Source organism: Croceicoccus hydrothermalis (genome assembly GCF_022378335.1).
In the GTDB taxonomy this organism is placed as follows: Bacteria; Pseudomonadota; Alphaproteobacteria; order Sphingomonadales; family Sphingomonadaceae; genus Croceicoccus; species Croceicoccus hydrothermalis.
In genome coordinates, this window is record NZ_JAIQCI010000007.1 from 46,357 (window position 1) to 68,591 (window position 22,235).

General features: G+C 65.0%; 21 protein-coding genes. 12 read left to right on the top strand and 9 right to left on the bottom strand.

Going from position 1 to position 22,235, the window contains the following annotated elements; all coding sequences use genetic code 11:
- Positions 1 to 240: 240 nt before the first annotated feature.
- Positions 241 to 1,860, top strand: coding sequence for a putative bifunctional diguanylate cyclase/phosphodiesterase (locus tag K4G67_RS07405; protein ID WP_420830013.1), 1,620 nt, complete (start codon positions 241 to 243; stop codon positions 1,858 to 1,860).
- A gap of 85 nt (positions 1,861 to 1,945) precedes the next feature.
- Here K4G67_RS07405 and K4G67_RS07410 read toward each other — a convergent pair whose 3' ends face one another.
- Both K4G67_RS07410 and K4G67_RS07415 read right to left on the bottom strand, forming a co-directional pair.
- Entirely contained in the window at positions 1,946 to 2,413 is a 468-nt protein-coding gene (locus K4G67_RS07410) for an AraC family transcriptional regulator (RefSeq protein ID WP_239805749.1), read from the bottom strand.
- Positions 2,410 to 2,817 (bottom strand): helix-turn-helix domain-containing protein, encoded by a 408-nt coding sequence (locus K4G67_RS07415; RefSeq protein ID WP_239805750.1) that lies wholly within the window; start codon positions 2,815 to 2,817, stop codon positions 2,410 to 2,412. Before K4G67_RS07415 ends, K4G67_RS07410 begins: the two co-directional genes overlap by 4 nt.
- Before the next feature lie 636 nt (positions 2,818 to 3,453).
- Here K4G67_RS07415 and K4G67_RS07420 point away from each other — a divergent pair.
- Complete coding sequence (locus tag K4G67_RS07420) at positions 3,454 to 5,040, top strand: amino acid permease (RefSeq protein WP_239805751.1); 1,587 nt, start codon at positions 3,454 to 3,456, stop codon at positions 5,038 to 5,040.
- Between the two features lie 78 nt (positions 5,041 to 5,118).
- Here K4G67_RS07420 and K4G67_RS07425 read toward each other — a convergent pair whose 3' ends face one another.
- The 3 genes from K4G67_RS07425 to modA are packed head-to-tail and all read right to left on the bottom strand — an operon-like array spanning position 5,119 to position 7,212.
- Entirely contained in the window at positions 5,119 to 5,760 is a 642-nt protein-coding gene (locus K4G67_RS07425) for an ATP-binding cassette domain-containing protein (RefSeq protein ID WP_239805752.1), read from the bottom strand.
- Complete coding sequence (modB, locus tag K4G67_RS07430; RefSeq protein WP_239805753.1) at positions 5,750 to 6,451, bottom strand: molybdate ABC transporter permease subunit; 702 nt, start codon at positions 6,449 to 6,451, stop codon at positions 5,750 to 5,752. Before modB ends, K4G67_RS07425 begins: the two co-directional genes overlap by 11 nt.
- Positions 6,448 to 7,212 carry a molybdate ABC transporter substrate-binding protein gene (gene modA, locus K4G67_RS07435; protein ID WP_239805754.1) on the bottom strand — a complete coding sequence of 255 codons (765 nt, stop codon included), beginning with the start codon at positions 7,210 to 7,212 and terminating at the stop codon, positions 6,448 to 6,450. The genes modB and modA overlap by 4 nt, the downstream gene beginning before the upstream one ends.
- A 70-nt stretch (positions 7,213 to 7,282) precedes the next feature.
- Here modA and K4G67_RS07440 point away from each other — a divergent pair, with 70 nt between their 5' ends.
- Complete coding sequence (locus K4G67_RS07440) at positions 7,283 to 7,630, top strand: winged helix-turn-helix domain-containing protein (RefSeq protein ID WP_239805755.1); 348 nt, start codon at positions 7,283 to 7,285, stop codon at positions 7,628 to 7,630.
- Positions 7,631 to 7,643: 13 nt separating this feature from the next.
- Here the strand turns inward: K4G67_RS07440 and K4G67_RS07445 are convergent, their stop codons facing one another.
- From K4G67_RS07445 to K4G67_RS07455, 3 genes are all read right to left on the bottom strand, one after another.
- Positions 7,644 to 8,132, bottom strand: coding sequence for a molybdenum cofactor synthesis domain-containing protein (locus tag K4G67_RS07445; protein WP_420830014.1), 489 nt, complete (start codon positions 8,130 to 8,132; stop codon positions 7,644 to 7,646).
- 28 nt (positions 8,133 to 8,160) lie between these two features.
- Positions 8,161 to 9,918 (bottom strand): lytic transglycosylase domain-containing protein, encoded by a 1,758-nt coding sequence (locus tag K4G67_RS07450; protein WP_239805757.1) that lies wholly within the window; start codon positions 9,916 to 9,918, stop codon positions 8,161 to 8,163.
- Between the two features lie 114 nt (positions 9,919 to 10,032).
- A complete protein-coding gene (locus K4G67_RS07455; RefSeq protein ID WP_239805758.1) occupies positions 10,033 to 10,854 on the bottom strand; it encodes a uracil-DNA glycosylase family protein in 822 nt (273 codons plus the stop codon).
- Between the two features lie 199 nt (positions 10,855 to 11,053).
- On the opposite strand from K4G67_RS07455, the gene K4G67_RS07460 reads away from it, so the two are divergent.
- From K4G67_RS07460 to K4G67_RS07485, 6 genes are all read left to right on the top strand, one after another.
- Positions 11,054 to 12,700, top strand: a complete 1,647-nt coding sequence (locus K4G67_RS07460) for an electron transfer flavoprotein-ubiquinone oxidoreductase (RefSeq protein ID WP_239805759.1) — start codon at positions 11,054 to 11,056, stop codon at positions 12,698 to 12,700.
- A 16-nt stretch (positions 12,701 to 12,716) separates the two neighbouring features.
- Positions 12,717 to 13,529: a 4-(cytidine 5'-diphospho)-2-C-methyl-D-erythritol kinase gene (locus tag K4G67_RS07465; RefSeq protein WP_239805760.1), complete on the top strand. Its 813-nt coding sequence runs from the start codon at positions 12,717 to 12,719 to the stop codon at positions 13,527 to 13,529.
- Positions 13,526 to 14,248 carry an N-formylglutamate amidohydrolase gene (locus K4G67_RS07470; RefSeq protein ID WP_239805761.1) on the top strand — a complete coding sequence of 241 codons (723 nt, stop codon included), beginning with the start codon at positions 13,526 to 13,528 and terminating at the stop codon, positions 14,246 to 14,248. Before K4G67_RS07465 ends, K4G67_RS07470 begins: the two co-directional genes overlap by 4 nt.
- An 81-nt stretch (positions 14,249 to 14,329) precedes the next feature.
- Positions 14,330 to 16,192 (top strand): dihydroxy-acid dehydratase, encoded by a 1,863-nt coding sequence (gene ilvD / locus K4G67_RS07475; protein ID WP_239805762.1) that lies wholly within the window; start codon positions 14,330 to 14,332, stop codon positions 16,190 to 16,192.
- A 5-nt stretch (positions 16,193 to 16,197) separates the two neighbouring features.
- Positions 16,198 to 17,610: an NAD(P)H-hydrate dehydratase gene (locus K4G67_RS07480; RefSeq protein ID WP_239805763.1), complete on the top strand. Its 1,413-nt coding sequence runs from the start codon at positions 16,198 to 16,200 to the stop codon at positions 17,608 to 17,610.
- Between the two features lie 12 nt (positions 17,611 to 17,622).
- Positions 17,623 to 18,837, top strand: coding sequence for a class I SAM-dependent RNA methyltransferase (locus K4G67_RS07485; RefSeq protein WP_239805764.1), 1,215 nt, complete (start codon positions 17,623 to 17,625; stop codon positions 18,835 to 18,837).
- On the opposite strand, the gene K4G67_RS07490 is transcribed toward K4G67_RS07485, so the two are convergent.
- Positions 18,827 to 19,264 carry an MAPEG family protein gene (locus K4G67_RS07490; RefSeq protein ID WP_239805765.1) on the bottom strand — a complete coding sequence of 146 codons (438 nt, stop codon included), beginning with the start codon at positions 19,262 to 19,264 and terminating at the stop codon, positions 18,827 to 18,829. The two genes, K4G67_RS07485 and K4G67_RS07490, sit on opposite strands and share 11 nt — an antisense overlap.
- A gap of 146 nt (positions 19,265 to 19,410) precedes the next feature.
- Here K4G67_RS07490 and K4G67_RS07495 point away from each other — a divergent pair, with 146 nt between their 5' ends.
- The 3 genes from K4G67_RS07495 to K4G67_RS07505 are packed head-to-tail and all read left to right on the top strand — an operon-like array spanning position 19,411 to position 22,203.
- Complete coding sequence (locus tag K4G67_RS07495; RefSeq protein ID WP_239805766.1) at positions 19,411 to 20,622, top strand: saccharopine dehydrogenase family protein; 1,212 nt, start codon at positions 19,411 to 19,413, stop codon at positions 20,620 to 20,622.
- Between the two features lie 3 nt (positions 20,623 to 20,625).
- Positions 20,626 to 21,018, top strand: a complete 393-nt coding sequence (locus K4G67_RS07500) for a hypothetical protein (protein WP_239805767.1) — start codon at positions 20,626 to 20,628, stop codon at positions 21,016 to 21,018.
- 12 nt (positions 21,019 to 21,030) lie between these two features.
- Positions 21,031 to 22,203 (top strand): carboxynorspermidine decarboxylase, encoded by a 1,173-nt coding sequence (locus K4G67_RS07505; RefSeq protein ID WP_239805768.1) that lies wholly within the window; start codon positions 21,031 to 21,033, stop codon positions 22,201 to 22,203.
- Positions 22,204 to 22,235 lie beyond the last annotated feature (32 nt).

Sequence of the window (22,235 nt, forward strand, 5' to 3'; positions counted from 1 at the left end):
CCGGTTAAAAGCGGTTTGCTGGCTCGCCAGCTTCGCAAGTCCTCCAAAGGTGACGGGCTCGACGTGGGCAGGCTCCTCGAGATGGTCGATCAGGCCTATGGCGAGCTGGACCTCGAGCGTCGGCGCAGCGAGCGGGCGAATCGACTCATGGCGAGCGAACTGGAAGCCGCCATGGCCGAGAGCGCCCTGCAATCGCTTCGGTTCAAGCTGGCCCTGGACAATATGCAGGACGGCCTCGCGATGTATGATGGCGACGGGCGGCTTGTGGTCGCCAACCGCCGCTTCGCCGAAATCTATGAAATCGCGATCGAGGACTGTCGGACGGGGACGCCCATTGCCGACCTGCTCGATCTCAGCGCCGAACTCCGACGTCGACCGAAACGATCGCGCGACGATCTGAGGCGGGAACATCTGCGCGGCCCCTGGTCCACTGCCACGGTTTTCGAACAGGAATGGAACGAGGGGCGGCGCATTCGCGTGTCGCGAAACCCCATTCAGGGCGGCGGGTTTCTGGAAACCGTCGTCGATCGTACGGACAGCTACAAGGCCGAACGTTACATCCTTCACCTCGCCCGTCACGATCCGCTGACGGACCTTCCCAATCGTATTTTCATGCGAGAACGGATGGAGGATCTGGCGCGCGACCGAAGAGGTGACACCCGTTGCGCGGTTCTGTGTCTCGATCTCGATAGGTTCAAGGACGTCAATGACGTGCTCGGTCACGGTGTGGGCGATAAGCTCCTCATCGACGTTGCCGGACGGCTTGCCAAGAACGTACGCGAAAGTGATCTGGTCGTCCGCCTTGGTGGCGACGAGTTCGCGGTTATTCAGCATTCTGCCGGATCGAAGCGCGACGTCGGCATTCTGTGCGATCGATTGATCGCAGCCTTGTCCGAACCTTTCCACATCGACGATCAGGTCATCCGGATCGGGTCGAGTATCGGCGTTCGTTTCGTCAGCGCGAGGGATCTCGATCCCGACGTGACGCTGAACGAGGCCGATGCGGCGCTTTACGCGGCGAAGGCTGCCGGGCGGGGAACCTGGAAAGCGTTTAACGCGCAGATGGGGCGCGACCTCAGCCGGCGTCGCGAGCTCGAGCAGGATCTTCGTACGGCGATCGATCGTGATCAGTTCGTCATGCACTATCAACCGCAGATCGACACTCGTACGCAGCGTATCTACGGGTTCGAGGCGCTGGTCCGATGGAACCATCCGCATCGCGGGCTGGTCGCTCCCGACGAATTTATCCCTGTCTGTGAAGAAACCGGTTTGATCAATAGGCTTGGCGAAGTTCTGTTGCGTAAAGCCTGTACCGATGCGGCGAGTTGGCCGGACGATATTACATTGGCCGTCAATGTTTCTGCGGTCCAATTCAGATTTGGCAATCTGCCACAGATCATCTCCGCTGCGCTTTCCTCCGCGAATTTGGCTGGTTCTCGGCTCGAGCTTGAAATCACCGAAGGCGTTGTCGTCGAAAAGCCGCGCAATGTGCTTCGGCAACTTCGTGCGATCAAGAAACTCGGCGTCAAGATCTCGCTGGATGATTTCGGGAATGGATATTCCTCGCTAAGCTACGTGCGCAACCTCCCCTTCGATCGCGTCAAGATCGATCGTTCGTTCATCAAAGACCTCGAATCGCAGAAGGAATGCCTGGCGATCGTGCGGGCCGTTGCAGGCATGTGCGGTGGTTTGGGCATTCAGTGTACCGCCGAGGGGGTCGAAAATGAGGAGCAACTGAGGATCCTGAACTCGGAAAGTTTCAACAGCGTTCAAGGTTTTCTCTTCAGCCCCGCGGTGCCTGCCGATGAGGTTATGACGCTCATTTCCTCCGGCATCGGCGTGCAGGTTCGTGCCGCGTGAATGGCCGACCGGCGAAGTTGCCGGCCGGATGCGCAACGCTGCCTGCCTAAGGACTGCGTGCGGGCGGGGGCGGCCTTGGCGCCCCTCATTCGGGTTCGTAGAGGCCGAGATACACATGCGCTACGAGTAAGTCCGCCGCAACCTCTTCGGGGTCTTGCAGATAGTGGATGAGAAGCGGTTGCTCGGAAACTTGCAGGTTTTCCTCGACCGCGGTCCTGTAGAGCGCATCGGCCGAGACATGGATCCTGTCGTAGTCGCCATAGTGGATCATCTGCAGGGCCGGACCGCCCTCATGGCTGATAACCGAGATCTGTTCATCGGGATCGATGGAAACGCTCGTGGAAACAGCGCAATCGAACCGGCAATGCGGCGGCGCAATTTCTCGCGGATCGTCGTGGGGTATTCCGTAAAGCCCGGTTATGGCTTCCGGACCCGCGCGTTCGATGACATGGGTTACCAACCGTTCAAAGCCGGCATTCAACTCCGCATAATCGCCCACATTGCGGACCGCCATCAGGCGTAGCGGAGCGACAGAGGTAATCCGGATCGTCAAGGGCGGCGAAACGCTGTCCGTTTGTTCGGGAACAGAGAGCCTCTCTTCGGCCTGTTTGCGACGGATGGGATCATCACGAAGCTGCGATGGCGTCGCATCGGTTCGGCCTTTGATCGCGCGCGGGCGAAGGCCTGGCTCGTGGCGTAGCCGCTTTGGCTCACCGCATCGAGGATCGACCGGTCGAGAAGGGGCAGGGCACCGCCAAGACGGACGCGCGCAACCGCGCTTCCCACGGATTCGCCGGTCATCACGCGAAAGATGCGATGGAAATGAAAAGGCGAAAGAGCGGCGGCCGAGGCCAGTTCGGACAAAGAGGGCGGCAGACCGGCCGCTGTCTTCTGTTCCAGCAACGCGATGGCGCGCTCGATCCGTTCCGCATAACCCACAGTGCTACTTACCTGCATGTCGTCACTCCCTTCGATGCCTTTCTACGGTAGTGATTATGGCCCGTCGTTCCCGATCTTGCTGATGTCGCTCCTGAACCGCAGAACAGCCCCCGCTTTCCTCGCAAGTCACCCATTGGCGAAAATCCGCCTTTGCGAGGATGGTCGCCTCAGAAACCTCCCCACGCGAGAGGCTCATCGCGAATGCCGTCGATCGGGGCGATTGGAAGGCAGGGCGCCATTTCGGCGGCTTGCCGATGACGGATCCGCCGCGATACCCGAAAAACACGGCATCCGACAATGCGAGCAGAATGGCCGCCATCGCCAGTTTCGTAACAAAGCGAAATCGCGCGGATTTCGGCACGGCGCGGGAAATGGGCATGGTCTGTCTCCATCTGTTCGCCCCTTTCCTGCCCGCATCGGATGTGGGCCGGGGTGCGATAGCGATGTGCAGCCCGTGCCCATATCGTGCAGATTTCGTGCAGGGCGGGCGGCGGCGCCGAAAGGATGCTTGCGCCGCCCGCATATCGTCATTTCGAACGAGGCCATGCGCCGCGCGTTTTTTGCGATTGTCGCGGTTTGAAAACCGGCTAAACAGGCGCGATGCAGGCTGGCCGGGCGGAGATGTGCCGCTGGAGCCTGGGAGTTCAAGGCCCGATGCTATTCGACAGGGTAAAGCCGCTCGACGCGATTCTCGTCACGGCTGAGAAGAAATCGTTAAAACGCACGCTTGGCCCGATACAGCTCATGCTGTTCGGGATCGGCTGTATCATTGGCACGGGTATCTTCGTGCTCACCGCTGCCGGCGCACAGAAGGCAGGGCCGGGGCTGATGCTGGCCTTCGTGATCGCCGGGCTCGTGTGCGTGGTCGCCGCGCTCTGCTATGCCGAAATCGCGGCGATGATCCCGGTCGCGGGGTCGGCCTATACCTATTCCTATGCGACGGTGGGCGAATTGCTGGCCTGGACAGTGGGATGGGCGCTGATCCTCGAATATGCGATTGCCGCATCGGCGGTGTCGGTGGGTTGGTCCGGCTATTTCAGCGGGACGATACTGAACGAGTTTTTCGGGATACAATTGCCCCGATGGCTGGCGGCGGGGCCATTGGCACTGGGCGGGGAGCCGGGGGGGTTCGTCAACCTGCCCGCCATGTTCATCGCGCTTCTGATCACCGGTCTGCTCATGCTCGGCACGAGCGAGAGCGCGCGGGTCAATGCCGTGCTCGTCGCGATCAAGGTGGCCGCGCTCACGATCTTCATCGCGCTTACCTTCACGAGCCCCGAATTCGATGTCGGTCGCTTCAACCCGTTCCTGCCCGCGGGGTTGATGGGGCCGGGCGGTTCCGGCGTCGGCGCGGTGGGCGCGGCGGCGACGATCTTCTTCGCCTATGTGGGCTTCGACGCGGTATCCACCGCGGCCGAGGAAACCCGCAATCCGCAGCGTAACGTTCCGATCGGTCTGGTCGGTTCGCTCCTGTTCTGCACCATATTCTACGTCCTTGTGGCCGCAGGCGCGATCGGCACCATCGGCGGGCAGCCGATCATGGGGCCGGGCGGCATTCCGTTCCCCGCGGGGTCCGAGGAGCTTGCCCGCCAATGCGCGCTGCCGCAACACGCCGCCGCGCTCGTCTGTTCGGACGAGGCACTCGCCCATGTCCTACGCCAGATCGGGTTTTCGGGTGTGGGCAACATGCTGGGTATCGCGGCGTTCCTCGCGCTGCCGTCGGTGATCCTCGTGCTGCTGTTTGCGCAGACCCGCATCTTTTTCGTGATGAGCCGTGACGGATTGCTGCCCGAGATTTTGTCGAGGGTGCATCCCCGGTGGAACACGCCCCATGTGGTCACGGCGATCACCGGCATCATCGTCGCGGTTGGCTCCGCATTTTTTCCGGTGGGCGCGCTTGCCGATATTGCCAATGCGGGCACGCTTTACGCCTTTTTGATGGTGGCGGTGGCGGTCATGATGCTGCGCCGGCGCGATCCCGAACGGCAACGGCATTTCCGCGTGCCGGCGCTCTGGCTCATCGGTCCGGCGACGATCCTGGGGTGTGCGTTTCTGTTTCTCAACCTCCCGGCAGAGGCGATGCTGGTCCTGCCGGTGTGGTCGGTTATCGGGCTGGTCCTGTATTTCGGCTACAGCCGCCGGCGCAGTGCGGTCGGCCGCGGCGTGATGGAGGCGCATGAAACCGGATATGCCGATATGTCCCCGCATCTTCCCGGCGTGGACGAGGGCCGCGAACCATAGGCGGCGCGGCGTCGGGCGCACGGCCTAAATGGACGAAGCGCAGCCGCTGCCGTCCATTTCCCGCCCGCGCAACGCCGCCTATTCCCGCGCCGTTCGCCCCATCGTGACAGTCACCCCGGTCAGCCGTGCAATCTCGTCCGGGTGGTGGCTTACGTAGAGGATGGGCACGGGAAGCGTATCGCGAATGCGTTCGATCACGGTGAGGATGTCGTCGCGCCGGGCCGGATCGATCGCGGCCAGCGGTTCGTCCAGCAGCAGGAACCGCGGCGCCGAAAGCAGCGCCCGCCCGATGGCCACGCGCTTTGCCTCCCCACCTGAAAGCGTCGCGGGCCAGCGGTCGAGCAAATGGCCGATCCCAAGAAAATCGGTCACCTCGCCGCGCGTCATCCATCGCTCGCCTTCATTTCGCAGCGCTTCGCCATAGGTGAGATTGGCGGACACGCGATAATGAGGGAAGAGTCGATTTTCCTGAAAGACGTAGCCGGCCCGGCGTCGCTCCGGCGGGAGGTCGATGCCGGCGGCGGCGTCGAACAATACGGTCTCGCCCACCGCGATGCGCCCCTGTATCGGTCGGCGCAATCCCGCGATACAATTGAGCGCGCTGGTCTTGCCCACGCCAGAGAAGCCGGTGAGCGCAATCAGCGCCGCGCCGCTGGCGATGCGTAGGGTGGTGGGTGCCGCGCCGCCGTTGGCAAAGGCGATATCGACGTCAAAGGACATGCGTGTTGCCCGCCCCCGTCCGGCGGATCAGCCATTCGGACAGCATCAAGGCGCCAACCGAAAGCACCACCGACGCGATTGCAAGCCGCGTCACCGCCGCCTCTGCCCCCGGCACCTGCAACCCGCTATAGATCGCGAGCGGGAGCGTTTGCGTCTCGCCCGGAATATTGGAGGCGAAGGTGATCGTCGCCCCGAATTCGCCCAAGGACCGTGCAAAGCCGAGCACCGTCCCCGCCAGAATGCCCGGCATCGAAAGCGGAAGCGTGACCGTTGCGAACGCGCGCCACCGCGTCGCACCGAGCGTGCGCGCCGCATCGACGACACGCCGGTCGACCGCCTCGATCGAAAGGCGCATCGCGCGCACCATCAACGGAAGCGCCATCACCGCCGCCGCCAAAGCCGCCCCGGTCCAGCGAAAGACGAAACCGATACCGAACTGCGCTTGCAGCCACGCCCCGACCGGCCCCGTCGGGCCGAGCACGATTAGCAGGATCCACCCCGTCACCACCGGCGGAACCACCAGCGGCAAATGCACCGCGGCATCGAGCACGACCCGGCCCGCAAACCGCCCCCGCGCCAGCAGCCACGCCAGCGCATAGGCAACGGGCAGCGTGGCGATCATCGCCACCGCACTGACCCTTAGCGAAAGCGCGATCACCTCCCATTCGGCGGGGGAAAGCCAGGCCGTCATCGCGGCGGCGAGAAGCCATGCGCGCGAAGGATTGCCTGCCCCTCCGCGCCGGTCAGGAAATCGAGGAACGCCGCCGCGTCGCCATTGCGCGATTGCGTGGTAAGCGCGGCAGGATAGCGGATCGGCGGGTGGCTCGATGTCGGAAACCGGGCCACGATCCGCACTCTGTCCGATGCCGCCGCATCGGTGGTGTATGTGATGCCAAGAGGCGCGGCCCCGCGTTCGACGAGCGCCAGCGCGGCGCGCACGTTTTGCGAAGGTGCGATCCGATGCGCCATGCCATCCCAAAGGCCCATCGCCGCGACCGCGGCACGCCCATACCGGCCCGCCGGAACCGTAACCGGATCGGCCATCGCGATCCGGCCGGTCGTGCCCAGCGCATCCGAAAGCGCGCCCGGATCACGCAGATCGACGGCCTCTGCATCATCAGCACGCGCAATCAGCACCAGCGTATTCCCGGCGATGATGCGCCTGCTCTCTACCCGGATATGGCCGCCTTGTTGCAGCACATCCATCCATTCCCCATCCGCCGACACGAACAGATCGGCGGGCGCGCCCTGCTGCACCTGCCGGGCGAGCGCGGAACTTGCCGCAAATGACAGGACGGGCCGCGCATGTCCGCGCGCGGCCCAGCCATCCGCCGCCGCGGACATCGCCTCGGTCATGCTCGATGCGGCAAGGACGACTGGCCCCGTGGCGGGGGCGGCGTTGCAGGCCGCGATGAGCGCGCAGGCGAAAAGGGCGAAAACGGCGCGAAGCATGGCGCAAAGCTATATCCGCGCATATACAGATCGTCGAGCGTGCATTTGCACTCTTGCGGCAGGAGAGGTCATGCGCGTCAAGGTCAAGGTTCAGATCTATTGCGGCGATGCCATCGCCATGGGGCCGGGCAAGGCCGCGCTCCTCGACGCGATCGGGCGTGATGGGTCCATTTCGGCCGCCGCCCGCGCCATGGGGATGAGTTACCGGCGCGCGTGGATGCTGGTCGATACGATGAACCGCTGTTTCGCGCAGCCGCTTGTCGCGACGCGGCCCGGCGGGGGCGCGGATCTGACGGCGGACGGGGCGGCGGTGCTCGGCGCCTATCGCGCTATGGTTGCGCAGGTGGAAGGCGCGGCGGCGCCGCCTGGCCCCATCGCGCGGCGGTTGCGCGACGCGCCACTCGCACCGGCCGGATAACCGTGCCGAGGGTTCACCGTTCCATCAGCCGCGGCATGAGCTGCACGAAATTGCAGGGGCGGTTGCGCGCGTCGAGCTGTTCGGCGAGGATGCCGTCCCACCCGTCCTTCACCGCGCCGTTCGATCCGGGCAGCGCGAAGATATAGGTCGATTGCGCCACCACCGCGCAGGCGCGCGATTGCACCGTGCTGGTCCCGATGGTCTTGAAGCTGAGCCAGCGGAACAGTTCGCCGAAACCGGGGATGTCCTTCGTCTTTACCCGGTCGAGCGCTTCTGGCGTGACGTCCCGGCCGGTGAGGCCGGTGCCGCCCGTAATGATAACCGCGTCCACATCCGCCCGCCCGATCCAGATCTGCAAGCCTGCGGTGATGAGCGCGGCATCGTCCTTCATGATCGTTCGGTCGGCAAGAATATGGCCGGCCGCCTCGATCCGCTGTGCCAGTATGTCGCCGGAGCTATCCTCGTCCGGCCCGCGTGTATCCGATACGGTCAGCAGCGCAATGCGGACAGGTTTGAACGCGCGCGTTTCGTCAATTGCCACGGACCGCTCCCGACAGGACGGGCTTGCCCTGCATCGATACCGCATCGGCACCCGACACGCCCGGAAAACGCGGCCACAGGTTTTGGGCAAGCGCCTCTCGCGCGTCGGAATCGCGGTTCTGCTGACGCTGATACATCCAGTAATTGCGCGTCACGATGGCGACATAGGCGCGCGTTTCCCAATAGGGGATCGATTCCATCCAGAGCAGCGGATCGCCGTAATCGTTGATCTCGGTGTTCCAGCGCGTGATCGGCGACAGGCCCGCATTATACGCCGCCATGATCTTCGGGAGCAGCCCTTGCGTCCCGCTGGAATCGCGCAGCATTTCGAGATTGCGCTGCCCGAAACTCATGTTCGTGGACGGGTCGGTCAGATCGGCGCGACCCGCATCCATGCCGAGCGACGGGGCGTGCTGCCGAACCGTGATCGGGGTGATCTGCATCAGGCCGACCGCCTGTGCAGGGCTAACCGCGTCGGCGCGAAAATTCGATTCCTGCAAGGTGTGTGCGTAGGCGAGCGCGGGATCGACGCGCCACCCTTCGACCGGCTGCCACTTCGCGGCGGGGTACCGGGTCGCGGGGTCGGCGCGCGTACCGCTCGGCGCGTTATAGGCCATGTAAAGCTGCGTCGCGGGCAGGCCCAGCGCGCGGGCCAGCCGGGACAGCGCCGGATAATCGGCCGGCGCGCCGATGCGGGCCTGATGGCGCAGCACCTCATCCGCCAGCCCCTCGCGACCGATCTCGACGAGGGCGACGGCGGCGCGCACGTTGGTCTCGTCCGACAGGCGGCGCCAGTCGTCCTGCGAAAACGGTTCGCCGGCGGCCTGCGCGGGAAGTGCGCGATTAAGCTGTTCGGAGGCCAGCATCCCGTAGAGCGTTTCGTGCAGGTTGGCGGCGTTCTGCAGCGCGGGCGCGGCGTTTTCGGGTTGGCGACAGCGGGTATAGGCGCGCGCGGCCCAGTAATGCGAGGCCGACGTCAGCTCGTCATTCTGCGATGCCTGCGCCGCGCGGGCGAAACCGTCCGCGGCCAATGCGCAATCGCCCAGCCGCCAGGCCGAAAGCCCCGCGACCCACCAGCCTTCGGCGACCCACGGCCCGCTTCCGCCATCGGCCACCTGCCGCGCCATGGCAAGCGCGGTGCGGTCGTCATTCTCGATATAATAGCTCCACGCGACGCGCTGCCGCCATTCGGCGCGGGCGGCGGGGGTCAGCGTCGCCTCCACGCCCGACAGCAATTGCCGCGCACCGCCCGGATCGTCATTGACGATGCGGTCGAGGATCGCACTGCTCACGCTTTCGGGCATGGAGCCATCGGAAATGCCGCGCGGGCGGGTGCGTTTTTCCGGCGCGCGGATCGACACCAGCCGCTGCGCCCCCGGAAGCGCCGGTTCCGCGCCGAGCCCGCGTTTCACCGCAAGCCGCCCGATCTGCTCCGCCTGTGGAAGCGTGCGCCCCATCGCGAGCCAGTTGTTGAGGGAATCGAGGTCGATTGTCGGGCTGTTGGGATGCAGGTAATATTCGGCGAGCGCGAGTTGGTGCAGCGCACTCGTATCGCCGCGGGCGAGCAGGCTTTGCACCTGCGTCCAATCCTGCGCGTCGATCGCGCGGAACACGCTGGCGTAATATTGCCGGTCGCTGGCGTTGAGCTGTGTCGGCACCTCTGCGCTCGGCATGGTAATCGCCGCGCTGTTCGCCGCCGCCGGGGCGGGCAGGGCGAGCGCGGCCATCGCCGGTAAAAGCGCCGACATCGCCCGCCTGTGCCATCTTGAATTGCGTTCGATCATCGTTTCCCTCTCGCTGCCGGGTGCCGATCCCTGGCGGCCCGGCCCACGGCACCGGTTTGAATCGCCGCGCATCGCCCGTCAAGCCTCGTGCGAGAAGGCGAGCCAGCGGTGCCACCAATTGCGCTTGAAATGCGCCCGCTGCGCCAGCGTGGACAAAGGGTAGCCCGCCATCACCGGAATGTCCGCCCCATCGATGGACACCGTGCCCACGCCGGTTTCCGCAAACGCGCTGGGCTGCAACAGGTCGAGCGCTTCGCGACCGAACACCAGCATCCGTTTCGGCGCTGCAAGTGCGACATGGTGGCGCAGCAGATTGCCCAACCCCGCGGCCTTCATCGCATCCCAATCGGCGGCAGGCGTATGGCGGGGCAGCACGCTCGCGCGGTAGGTCGCGGCGCGGGTCGTCCCCATTGCGCGCAGCATCGCGTCGAGGAACGCGCCGTCACTGCCCGAAAGCAGCACTTCGTGATCGGCGGCTTCCGGCTCGCACACAAGAACCATGACCGCGGCACGTTTCGGCCCGGCGGGCGGCACCCGGCGCGCGACCGGCCCTGTATCGAGGCTGCGTTCGGTAAGCCACCATGAGCCGAAAGTTTCGAGGGTTTCGGGCCAATCCGCGCGCGGGCCGCCGATCCGGTCGGGAAGCGCGGCATTGGCCGCGGGGCCGCGCGGGGGCGGCGGCGCGTCGGCATGGGCGGGCCGGCGGGCCGGGCGGCGCGCATCTTTCGCGGGGGCGCCGGGCTTTTCACTCGCCGCACCCTCGGCGAGCCAGTCGCGCGCATCGTCGACAAAAGCGTGGTCGACGCCCGCATCGGCCCACCATGCATCGATGCTCGCGGCGAGGGCGGACCAGTCCCCGTCGCCGTCCGTTGCGTGCGGGCGCCCCGTGCCGTCGGTCATGATGCCTGCCTTTCGATCGTTGTGCGCGAACCCATAACGCCGCGGCGCTCTGCGGGACAAGCGCCTTGACCGGAACGGCCTTTCCTTACACGAATTTACAAGACGCAGCCCGTTGCCGCTCTTGACCTTACCGTCAATGGCAATCAAGGCCATGGGCAGAACAGTTGCGAAAACAAAGATCTGAAAGGGACGAGACCCCATGAGCGAACGCGAATCCATGCCCTATGACGTCGTCATCGTCGGCGGCGGCGTTGCCGGCCTGTCCGCGGCGATCCGGCTGAAACAGGTGAATGACGCGCTTGAGGTCTGCGTCCTTGAGAAAGGATCGGAGATTGGCGCGCATATCCTGTCGGGCGCGGTTGTCGATCCGCGCGCGCTCGATGAATTGCTGCCCGACTGGCGCGAGGATGGCTGCCCCATGGCCGAGGTGCCGGTGACGGATAACTGGCACTGGGTGCTTTCCAAGGGCAAGAAATTCAACATGCCCCACGCGATGATGCCGCCGCTTCTTTCGAACAAGGGCAACTATACAGGCTCTCTCGGCAATCTGTCCCGCTGGCTGGCGGAAAAGGCGGAAGGTCTGGGTGTCGAGATCTTCCCCGGATTCCCGGCGGCGGAAATCCTGTATGACGACAATGGCGCGGTGCGCGGGGTGGCGACCGGCGACATGGGCGTCGCGGCAGATGGCAGCCACAAGGCCGATTACGCGCAAGGCATGGAACTGCACGCGAAATACACGCTCTTTGCCGAAGGGGCGCGCGGTTCGCTGACCAAGCAGCTGAAGGCGAAATACGATCTTGAGGCAAATTGCGAGCCGCAGGTCTATGGCCTCGGCATCAAGGAATTGTGGGACATCGAACCGGGCAAGCACGTGCCGGGCCGCGTCGTCCACACACAGGGCTGGCCCCTGTCGGAAAGCGAAAGCTGGGGCGGCGGGTTCATCTATCACCAGGCGAACGGACAGGTCGCGATCGGCTTCGTCACCGCGCTCGATTACAAGAACCCCTACGTCCACCCGTTCGAGGAATTTCAGCGGTGGAAGCAGCACCCCGACATTCGCCCCCTGCTCGAAGGGGGGAAGCGGGTGTCCTATGGCGCGCGTGCGATCAATGAAGGCGGCTGGCAATCGGTGCCCAAGCTCGGCTTCCCCGGCGGCGCGCTGATCGGTTGCGCGGCGGGTTTCGTCAACGTGCCCCGGATCAAGGGCAGCCATACCGCGATGAAATCGGGCATGCTCGCCGCCGAAGCCATGGCGGACGCCATCGGCGCCGACCGCGAACATGACGAGGTTTCGGAATATGAAGCGAACCTGCGGTCGAGCTGGATCGCCGAGGAATTGAAGAAGGTGCAGAACGCCGAACCCGCCGTCGCGAAATTCGGCGGTTCGCTCGGCACCATCCTCGCCGGCGCGGACATGTGGATGCGCACGTTGAAGATCGGCCTTCCCGTCAAAATGAAGCATCACCGCGATTGCGAGCAGTTGCAGCGTGCCGATCTTTACAAGCCGATCGAATATCCCAAGCCCGACGGCGTCATCAGCTTCGACCGGCTTTCGAGCGTGTTCCTGTCCAACACCAACCATGCCGAGGATCAGCCCTGTCACCTGCAGCTGACCGATCCGGACGTGCCGGTGAAGATCAACCTGCCGGTATTCGCCGGCCCCGCGGCGCGATATTGCCCGGCGGGCGTCTACGAATATGTGGGTGTCGAGGAGGGCGATCCGAAATTCGTCATCAACGCGCAGAATTGCGTGCATTGCAAGACGTGCGACATCAAGGACCCGACGCAGAACATCAACTGGGTCACGCCGGAGGGCGGCGGCGGGCCGAACTATCCGAACATGTGAGCGGGGCGCCTGACGCGTGGCGCTTGCCGAAACCGCCTTTGCCAAGATCAACCTTGCGCTGCATGTCCGCAAGCGGCGCGAGGATGGTTATCATGAGCTTGAAACGCTGTTCGCCTTCGTCGACGACGGCGACCGGCTGACTGCGCGCGGCGCACAGGCCGACCGGCTGACGTCCATCGGCGAGTTTGCGGGCGCGCTGACCGATCCGTTCGGTAATATCGTCGTGCAGGCGCTCTCCCGCCTTCCGCATGGGGCGGGGTGGGATGTCACGCTGGAAAAGCGGCTGCCGGTGGCGGCGGGGCTTGGCGGCGGGTCGGCCGATGCGGGCGCGATCTTTCGCATGGTGCGCGATGCGCATGGCCTGCCCGATGACTGGCGCGAGAAAGCGGCGCGGCTTGGCGCCGACGTGCCCGCCTGTGTCGAAAGCCGGACCTGCATCGGGCGCGGCACCGGCACCGACCTTGAATTGGTGGACAGCGACCTTGCCGGAACGCCGGTGTTGCTCGTCAATCCGCGCGTGCCTCTCGCCACCGGGCCGGTATTCGCGCAATGGGACGGGAAAGATCGCGGCGCGATGCCGGATGGCGGCGTGCGCGCCATTGCCATGGCGGGGCGCAACGATCTGGAGCCGGGCGCGGTCGCGCTATGCCCGCAGATCGCCGATGTGCTGGCGGCCTTGCGCGAAACCGACGCGTTTGTCGTCAGGATGTCGGGATCGGGTGCGACCTGTTTTGCGTTATATGACGACATGCGTGGCCGCGAAAATGCCGCCCGCGCGATGGCCACCGCCCATCCGGGCTGGTGGCAGATGGAAGGATGCCTGCGTTGAGCCTCACCCCCTATCGCCAGGTTGGCACGCCGTCACGCGGCGGCATCGTGCTCGTCGCCGACCATGCCGGAATCTTGGTGCCCGACGACATACCGCTCGGCATCGGGCCGGATTTGATGACGCGGCATATCGCGGTCGATATCGGGGTGGAGGGCGTGGCCGAACGCATGGCCCGGCGGCACGACATACCCGCCCATCTCGCCACGATCAGCAGGCTGGTCATCGACCTCCACCGCGAGGAGGACCACGAAAAGCTGATTCCGGTCGAAAGCGACGGGCACCTGATTGCGGGCAATATCGGTGCGGATCGCGACCGGCGCGTCGCGCTGTATTATCGGCCCTATCACGACGCGCTGGCGCAATGGCTGGACGCGGCGGACCCGCGGCTGATCGTATCGCTGCACAGTTTCACGCCGAAGCTGGAGAGCGATCCGGGCGAGGAACGCCCATGGGACGTCGGTCTGCTGTACAACGAAAACAGCGAGCCGGCCTTGCGCGCGATGGCCATGTTCCGGGCGCAGGGGATGAATGTCGGCGATAATGAGCCTTACTCCGGTCGCATATTGAACGCCACGATGAACCGCCATGCGGAGGCGAAGGGCCGCAACTATCTCGCCATCGAGGTGCGGCAGGACCACATCGCCACCGCCGCTGGACAGCAACGCTGGGCAGGATTGATCGCCGACATCGCCAATCGCGTAGCTTTGATGCTGGATTGAGCGCGCACCCAAAGCATTTCTTGCTTAAGCTATAGCCGATGGTGATGTAGGGGGCGCCAAGCGCAACCGACGGAGAGACCCATGCCTGCCTATCGTTCCCGTACCACCACCCATGGCCGCAACATGGCGGGCGCCCGCGGGCTGTGGCGGGCGACGGGGATGAAGGACGATGATTTCGGAAAGCCGATCATCGCCATCGCCAACAGCTTTACCCAGTTCGTGCCGGGGCACGTGCATCTTAAAGATCTGGGTCAGCTCGTCGCGCGCGAGATCGAAGATGCGGGCGGCGTCGCAAAGGAATTCAACACCATCGCGGTCGACGACGGCATTGCGATGGGCCACGACGGCATGCTCTATTCCCTGCCGAGCCGCGACCTCATCGCCGATAGCGTCGAATTCATGGTGAACGCGCATTGCGCCGATGCGATCGTTTGCATTTCCAATTGTGACAAGATCACGCCCGGCATGCTGATGGCGGCGCTCCGGCTCAACATTCCGGTGGTGTTTGTGTCGGGCGGGCCGATGGAGGCGGGCAAGGTCGTGATCGACGGCAAGGAAAAGGCGCTGGACCTCGTCGATGCGATGGTCGCCGCCGCCGACGACCGGATCAGCGACGAGGACGTCACCGCGATCGAACGCTCCGCCTGTCCGACCTGCGGGTCGTGCAGCGGCATGTTCACCGCCAATTCGATGAATTGCCTGACCGAGGCGCTCGGCCTGTCGCTGCCGGGCAACGGGTCGCTGCTCGCCACCCATGCCGACCGGGAAAAGCTGTTCCGGGAGGCGGGGCGCACCGCCGTCGACCTGTGCAAACGTTATTACGAGCAGGATGACGACAGCGTCCTGCCCCGCTCCATCGCCGGGTTCGGTGCGTTCGAAAACGCGATGAGCCTCGACATCGCGATGGGCGGGTCGACCAATACCGTGCTGCATCTGTTGGCCGCCGCGCATGAGGCGGGGGTCGATTTCACGATGGCCGACATCGACCGGTTGTCGCGGCGCGTGCCGTGCCTGTCGAAGGTCGCACCATCGAAGGACGACGTCCATATGGAGGACGTGCATCGTGCAGGCGGCATCATGGCGATCCTGGGCGAGCTGGACCGCGCAGGGTTGCTCCACACCGACTTGCCGACGGTGCACAGCCGTACCATGGCCGACGCGCTCGACCGGTGGGACATCGCGCGCGATCCTTCGCCCGGCGTCGTCAGCTTCTACTCCGCCGCGCCGGGCGGTGTCCCGACGCAGACCGCCTTTTCGCAGGATCGCCGCTGGGACCCCGATTTCGACCGCGAAACCGGCGTTATCCGAAGCGCCGAACACGCGTTCAGCAAGGATGGCGGCCTTGCCGTGCTCTATGGCAATATTGCGCGTGACGGCTGTATCGTGAAAACGGCGGGCGTGGATGAAAGCATTTTGAAATTCACCGGCCCGGCCAAGGTCTTCGAAAGCCAGGAAGCCGCCGTCACCGGCATCCTCGCGGGCAAGGTGGTGAAGGGCGATGTCGTCGTCATCCGTTACGAAGGGCCGCGCGGCGGACCGGGGATGCAGGAAATGCTCTATCCCACGAGCTACCTCAAATCGAAGGGGCTGGGCGCCGATTGCGCGCTGATCACCGACGGGCGTTTTTCGGGTGGCACGTCGGGCCTGTCCATCGGCCATGCCAGCCCGGAGGCGGCGGAGGGTGGCAATATCGGTCTTGTCGAACAGGGCGACATCATCGCCATCGACATTCCCGAACGCACCATCGAATTGCAGGTCGACGAGGCGACGCTGGCCCATCGCCGCGCCGCGATGGAGGAGAAGGGCGACGATGCGTGGATGCCCTCGCACCCGCGCCCGCGCCGCGTTTCAACCGCGCTCAAGGCCTATGCCGCGATGACGACGAGTGCGGCGCGCGGGGCGGTGCGCGACCTGTCCGCCCTCGACCGCAGGCGCAAGGATTGACGCCCATGCACGATGCGCGTGCTCAGGTGTTGAGCGTTGCGCAGATGCGCGGCGCGGAGGACCGGTTGATCGCCGCCGGCACCGATGTCGATACCTTGATGCAGCGGGCCGGGCGCGGCGCCGCGCATCTCATCCGGCGGATGGCGCCGGGGGCGGCCATCACCGTGCTGTGCGGGCCGGGCAACAATGGCGGCGATGGTTATGTGATTGCGCGCGCGCTGCGTGAATGGGGCCACCGGGTCACGGTGGTGACGGCGATGGAACCGGTGGGCGATGCGGCGCGGCGGGCCGCGTCGGCATGCGAAGCGCCCCGCGCCGAACCCGATGTGGCAACGGGCGACGTGCTGATCGATTGCCTGTTCGGGAGCGGGCTCAATCGCCGGCTGTCGGATGAGGTTCAGGATATGCTGATCGGTCTGGCCTCGCGTCACGACCGGCTTGTCGCCGTCGATTTGCCGAGCGGGATCGGCGCGGACGACGGCGCGCTGCTCGCCGACGAATTGCCGCGATATGATCTGTGCATCGCGCTGGGGGCGTGGAAACGGGCGCATTATCTGATGCCGGCCATGGCGCATTGGGACATGCTCCGCCTGATCGACATCGGGGTGGAACGGGCCGATGGCCGTGCCTTGCTGATCGAAAAGCCGCGGCTGTCGGCTCCTGCGATTGATGCGCACAAATATCGGCGTGGGTTGATCGATGTGGTGGGCGGGCAGATGCCGGGCGCCGGGGTGATGGCGGCGGGGGCCGCGGCGCTGGCGGGCGCAGGCTATGTCAAACTGCTTTCGCAGCGGCGGATCGTCGATGCGCCGGCCGATCTCGTCACGATGAAGGCGCCGGGCGATGTTTCGCTCGGGCGGGAGATCGGCGACGAACGCGTGGCCGCGCTGCTCATCGGGCCAGGGCTGGGCCGCGATGCCGATGCGCGCGAACGGTTGGGGCAGGTGCTGTCGGCGGACCGGCCCACCGTGCTCGACGCCGATGCGCTCGTGATGCTGCGCCCCGCGATGATGACGCGCCGGGCGGCGCCGCTGATCGTGACGCCGCATGAGGGCGAATTGTCGGGGCTCGAAGATCTGTTCGGATTGCCGGGCGATGGGTCGAAGCCGGAACGCGCGCTCGCTCTTGCCGCCAAGATGGATGCGCTTGTCATTGCAAAGGGGCCCGATACGGTCATCGCCACGCCGCAGGGGCGGCTCGCCTTTGCGCCGTCGGCGACGAGCTGGCTTTCGGTGGCGGGCAGCGGCGATGTATTGGCCGGGATCGTGGCCGCGCGGCTCGGCGTGACGGGGCAGGCGTGGGATGCCGCGATGCAGGCGGTCTGGCTTCACGGGGAGGCTGCGCGGCGTGCCGGGCCGGCATTCACCGCCGCCATGCTCGCGCAATCAGTGCAAGACGCGGTGGCCGCCGCGCTGTAAGGGCGGGGCGCCATGGAACAGACCACACCGACCGAATCCGAAACCATCCTCCGCATCGCGGCGAAGGGCGACGGCGTGACCCAATCGGGGCGACACGTCGCGCTTACCGCACCCGGCGACGCGGTCGCGGCCGATGGCACGATCGTGCCCGGCCCCCATCATCAGACCCCGCCATGCCGCCATTTCCCCGAATGCGGCGGCTGTCAGCTGCAACAGCTGGACGAGGAAAGCTGGTCCGATTTCGTGACCGCGCGCGTCGCCAATGCGGCCGAGGGGCAGGGCCTTTCCCCCGCCAATATGGAGCCTACCGTCCTGTCCCCGCGACAAAGCCGCCGGCGCGCCACGCTTCATGCCGAGGCCAAGGGCCGTCAGGTTCGCATCGGTTTCAAGGCCGCGCGCACGCATCGCATCGTCGACATGAAACAATGCGAGGTGATGGAACCCGCCCTGTTCGCGATCATCGCCCCGCTGCGCCGTTTGATCGCCGGGCTGGGGCGAAAGAAGCTTTCCTGCGACGTGCATCTCACCCTCACCGACCAAGGGGTCGATTGCGGGATCAAGGGCTGGCGTCCCGAGGGGCTTGCCGAGACCGAGGGCATGATCGCCTTTGCGCAGGCGAATGGTCTGGCGCGGCTCACGCTCGACGATGGATATGGCGCGGAAACGCATTGGGAACCGGAGCCGGTGACGGTCACGCTGTCGGGCGTGCCGGTCGCGATGCCGCCGGGCGCGTTCCTGCAACCCACCCGCACGGGGGAGGCGGCGCTCGTTGCCTCCGCCCGCGACTATCTCGCGGGCGCGACCCGCGTGGCGGATCTGTTTTCGGGGCTGGGCACGTTTGCCTTCGCCCTGGCGGGGGATGCGCGGGTGCTGGCAGCGGAAGCGGCGCGCGATCTGCACCTTGCGTGCAAGCAGGGCGCCGACCTGCACCGGCGCCCGGTCTTTGCGCAGCATCGCGACCTGTTCCGCAACCCGTTGATGACGGACGAGCTCAATCGCTTCGACGCCGTCCTGCTCGACCCGCCACGCGCCGGCGCGCGCGAGCAGGTGGAGCGTTTGTGCCAAGCCCAAGTGCCGCGCATCTGCTACATCAGCTGTAACCCGAGCAGCTGGGCAAAGGATGCGGCCGCGCTCGTCGCCGCGGGCTGGACGTTACAGAACCTGCGCCCCGTGGGGCAGTTCCGCTGGTCCACTCATGTCGAGCTGGCGAGCTATTTCACGAGATAAGCGAAAAAAGCGCGCGTATGGTGAGGATGAAAAGAGCCAGGCTGCCCGCCATGAAAAGCCCGGCCCGCACCGGCAGCGTATTGACGAGGTTCTGCCACAGCGAATGCGCCACGCGCAACGCGACGTACACCCACGCCACCACCACGTCGAACGCCCCATATCTCGCCAGCGCGAGCAGGATGATGCAGGGGTAGAATACCGTCGGCTGCTCCATCAGGTGCATGTAATTATGCGCGGGCCATTCGCGCCGGCCCGACAGCGTATCGCCGGCATCGCTGGCCCTGAAACCGCGCGGCAGGCGCCCCATCGCTACCTTGTTCGCGCGAAAGTTCGCCATGCGGCCTGCCATCATCCACGCCATTACGACCATCGTCCAGACCAGCAGCACGGCCGCGGGCACGAGTATCTGCGTATCCAATCCGTTCATCGCTTTCCTTTTCGGCGCCGGGGTCGCGTGCGGCGCATTGACCCTTTCGATAATGGGCACAGCCCCTATATGGGCGGGCATGGACGGCCTTCGGGCCGGTATCCGGGCCGGTCATGGCCCTGTGAATTGGTAACAGGAGATTGGGTTTGAGCAAGGTTCTGGTGATCGGTGCGGGCGGCGTTGGCAGTGTGGCGGTGCACAAGATGGCGATGAACGACGATATCTTCACCGATATCACGCTTGCCAGCCGGACGGTTTCCAAGTGCGAGGCCATCGCGCAAAGCGTGAAGGAACGCACAGGCGTCGAAATTACCACGCATCAGATCGACGCCGACGATGTCGCCGCGACCACCGCCCTTATCAAAAAGGTCGGCCCCCGGCTCGTCGTGAACCTCGCCCTGCCGTATCAGGATCTGGCGATCATGGATGCGTGCCTTGCCGCAGGCGTCGATTACATGGACACCGCCAATTACGAACCGCGCGAGGAGGCGAGGTTCGAATACAAATGGCAGTGGGAGTATCACGAACGTTTCGAGAAGGCCGGGCTTACCGCGCTGCTCGGCTCCGGCTTCGACCCCGGCGTGACGAGCGTGTTTGCCATGTGGCTTAAAAAGCACCGGCTCAATACCATCCGTTTGCTCGACATCCTCGATTGCAATGGCGGCGATCATGGGCAGGCGTTCGCCACCAATTTCAATCCCGAAATCAATATCCGCGAAGTGACCGCGCCCGCCCGCCACTGGGAAAACGGGCAATTCGTGGAAACCCCTGCGATGGGCGTGAAGCAGACGTTCGATTTTGCCGAGGTCGGCGAAAAGACGATGTACATGATGTATCACGAGGAACTGGAAAGCCTCGCCAAATTCGTGCCGGAAATGGAACGCGCGCGCTTCTGGATGACCTTTGGTGAGGAATATATCAAGCATCTCACCGTGCTTCAGAATGTCGGCATGACGCGCATCGACCCCGTCATGTACGAGGGGAAGGAAATCATCCCCCTGCAATTCCTGAAGGCCGTGCTGCCCGAACCGTCGAGCCTTGGCTCCACCACCAAGGGCAAGACCAATATCGGCGACATCGCCACGGGCGAGGCAAAGGACGGGCTCGGCGAAAAGACGTTCTACATCCGCAACATCTGCGACCATGAAAAGGCGTTCGAGGAAACCGGCAACCAGGCCGTGTCCTATACCACCGGCGTGCCCGCGATGGTCGGCGCGGCGATGATGCTGACCGGCAAGTGGGACGGCGCGGGCGTGTTCAACATGGAGCAGTTCGACCCAGATCCCTTCCTCGACATGCTGGCCCATAATGGCCTGCCCTGGGAGGTCGAGGAGCTTTCCGGCCCGCTGGAGTTCTGAGCCATGCGTATCGTCCTGCCACTTCTTCTTGCGCCGGTTTTCATCGCGTCCTGCACACCGGCTCCGACCCCGGTCGCCGATGACGCGGCGGGCCCGGCCTTGGTTACCGGACCGCAATCGGTCGCCAATCCGCAAAATGTCGACCCTGCCTCGTGCGAGGCGTCGGGCGGTTTCATCGACCGGCGCGGGCGCGGGCAGTTCGAGACATGCGTCCATCCCTATGCCGATGCGGGGCAAAGCTGCACCGATAATCAGCAATGCGATGGCAAGTGTGTCGCCGAACCCGATGCGGGCATGACCGGCGTCGTCGGCGAATGCCAGGCGGACGATGCGCTGTTCGGATGCTATGCCGAGGTTGTGGACGGCGCCGCCGTGCGCGCGATCTGCGTGGATTGACGGGGCATTTCGATGGAAACCAAGGCTGGCGATCCCGGTGCTTTCGCGCATTTCGATCTGAACCGGGTGGATAGCCCGGCTTTCGTCGTGGATGCGGCGAAGCTGCGCGAAAATTGCCGCATACTCGCCGATATTCGCGATGCGTCGGGATGCAAGGTGCTCGCCGCGCTAAAGGCGTTCTCGATGTGGTCGACCGCGCCCATCATCGGCGAATATCTCGACGGGGTGTGCGCCTCGGGATTGTGGGAGGCGCGGCTCGCGTCGGAATTCTACGACGGCGAGATCACGACCTATTCCGCGGCCTACCGCCCGGACGAACTGGAGGAGGTGTGCCGGTTGTCCGACCACGTCATCTTCAACTTCCCGGCGCAGCATATGCGGGCGGGCCTCATCCTCGAACAGGCGCGCAGCACCGGCGGCGCGTTCGATGTCGGCCTGCGCCTCAACCCGCAGGTGCCGACCGGCGAAGTGCCGCGCTACGACCCGTCGAGCCCCGGCTCGCGGCTCGGCTTTCCGATCGAACAGCTTACCGAAGAGCATATGGAGGGGATCGACGGCATTCATTTCCACAATCTGTGCGAGCAGGATATCGAGCCGCTCCTCAAAACCTGGGACAAGGTATTCGATGCAATAGAGCCGTGGTTCGGACAGCTCAAATGGATCAACATGGGCGGCGGTCACCACATCACCCGCGCCGATTATCAGCGTGAGGAGCTGGTCGAATTCCTGCGCGATGCGGCCGAGGATACCGGCGCGCAGATCATCATCGAACCGGGTGAGGCGGTCGCGCTCGACGCCGGCATACTCGTCGGGACGATCCTCGATTCCGGCGTGAACGAGATGCCGATTGCCATCACGGACATTTCGGCGACCTGCCACATGCCCGACGTGATCGAGGCGCCCTATCGCCCCGCCATGCTGCACGAGGGCGGGGCGGGGGCGCCCGTTCGCCTCGGCGGGCCGAGCTGTCTGGCCGGCGACATCATCGGCGATTACCACCTTCCCGTGCCGAACGAGGCGGGGCAGCGCATCGCCTTCCTCGATCAGGCGCATTACTCGATGGTGAAGACCAACACGTTCAACGGCGTGCCGCTGCCCTCCATCTGGCTGTGGGACAGCGAGACCGATGCCCTGGAAAAGATTCGCGATTTCGGCTACGAAACCTTTCGCGACAGGCTGAGCTGACCGCTCGTCGCCTGCGTGCTGCGGCCGGGCCG

Bases quoted from the DNA above. Each gene is read 5' to 3' on its own strand.
- K4G67_RS07405 (WP_420830013.1), top strand. From the start codon at position 241: ATGTATGATGGCGACGGGCGGCTTGTGGTCGCCAACCGCCGCTTCGCC.
- K4G67_RS07415 (WP_239805750.1), bottom strand. From the start codon at position 2,817: ATGCAGGTAAGTAGCACTGTGGGTTATGCGGAACGGATCGAGCGCGCC.
- K4G67_RS07420 (WP_239805751.1), top strand. From the start codon at position 3,454: ATGCTATTCGACAGGGTAAAGCCGCTCGACGCGATTCTCGTCACGGCT.
- K4G67_RS07425 (WP_239805752.1), bottom strand. From the start codon at position 5,760: ATGTCCTTTGACGTCGATATCGCCTTTGCCAACGGCGGCGCGGCACCC.
- modB (WP_239805753.1), bottom strand. From the start codon at position 6,451: ATGACGGCCTGGCTTTCCCCCGCCGAATGGGAGGTGATCGCGCTTTCG.
- modA (WP_239805754.1), bottom strand. From the start codon at position 7,212: ATGCTTCGCGCCGTTTTCGCCCTTTTCGCCTGCGCGCTCATCGCGGCC.
- K4G67_RS07440 (WP_239805755.1), top strand. From the start codon at position 7,283: ATGCGCGTCAAGGTCAAGGTTCAGATCTATTGCGGCGATGCCATCGCC.
- K4G67_RS07450 (WP_239805757.1), bottom strand. From the start codon at position 9,918: ATGTCGGCGCTTTTACCGGCGATGGCCGCGCTCGCCCTGCCCGCCCCG.
- K4G67_RS07455 (WP_239805758.1), bottom strand. From the start codon at position 10,854: ATGACCGACGGCACGGGGCGCCCGCACGCAACGGACGGCGACGGGGAC.
- K4G67_RS07460 (WP_239805759.1), top strand. From the start codon at position 11,054: ATGAGCGAACGCGAATCCATGCCCTATGACGTCGTCATCGTCGGCGGC.
- ilvD (WP_239805762.1), top strand. From the start codon at position 14,330: ATGCCTGCCTATCGTTCCCGTACCACCACCCATGGCCGCAACATGGCG.
- K4G67_RS07480 (WP_239805763.1), top strand. From the start codon at position 16,198: ATGCACGATGCGCGTGCTCAGGTGTTGAGCGTTGCGCAGATGCGCGGC.
- K4G67_RS07485 (WP_239805764.1), top strand. From the start codon at position 17,623: ATGGAACAGACCACACCGACCGAATCCGAAACCATCCTCCGCATCGCG.
- K4G67_RS07490 (WP_239805765.1), bottom strand. From the start codon at position 19,264: ATGAACGGATTGGATACGCAGATACTCGTGCCCGCGGCCGTGCTGCTG.
- K4G67_RS07500 (WP_239805767.1), top strand. From the start codon at position 20,626: ATGCGTATCGTCCTGCCACTTCTTCTTGCGCCGGTTTTCATCGCGTCC.
- K4G67_RS07505 (WP_239805768.1), top strand. From the start codon at position 21,031: ATGGAAACCAAGGCTGGCGATCCCGGTGCTTTCGCGCATTTCGATCTG.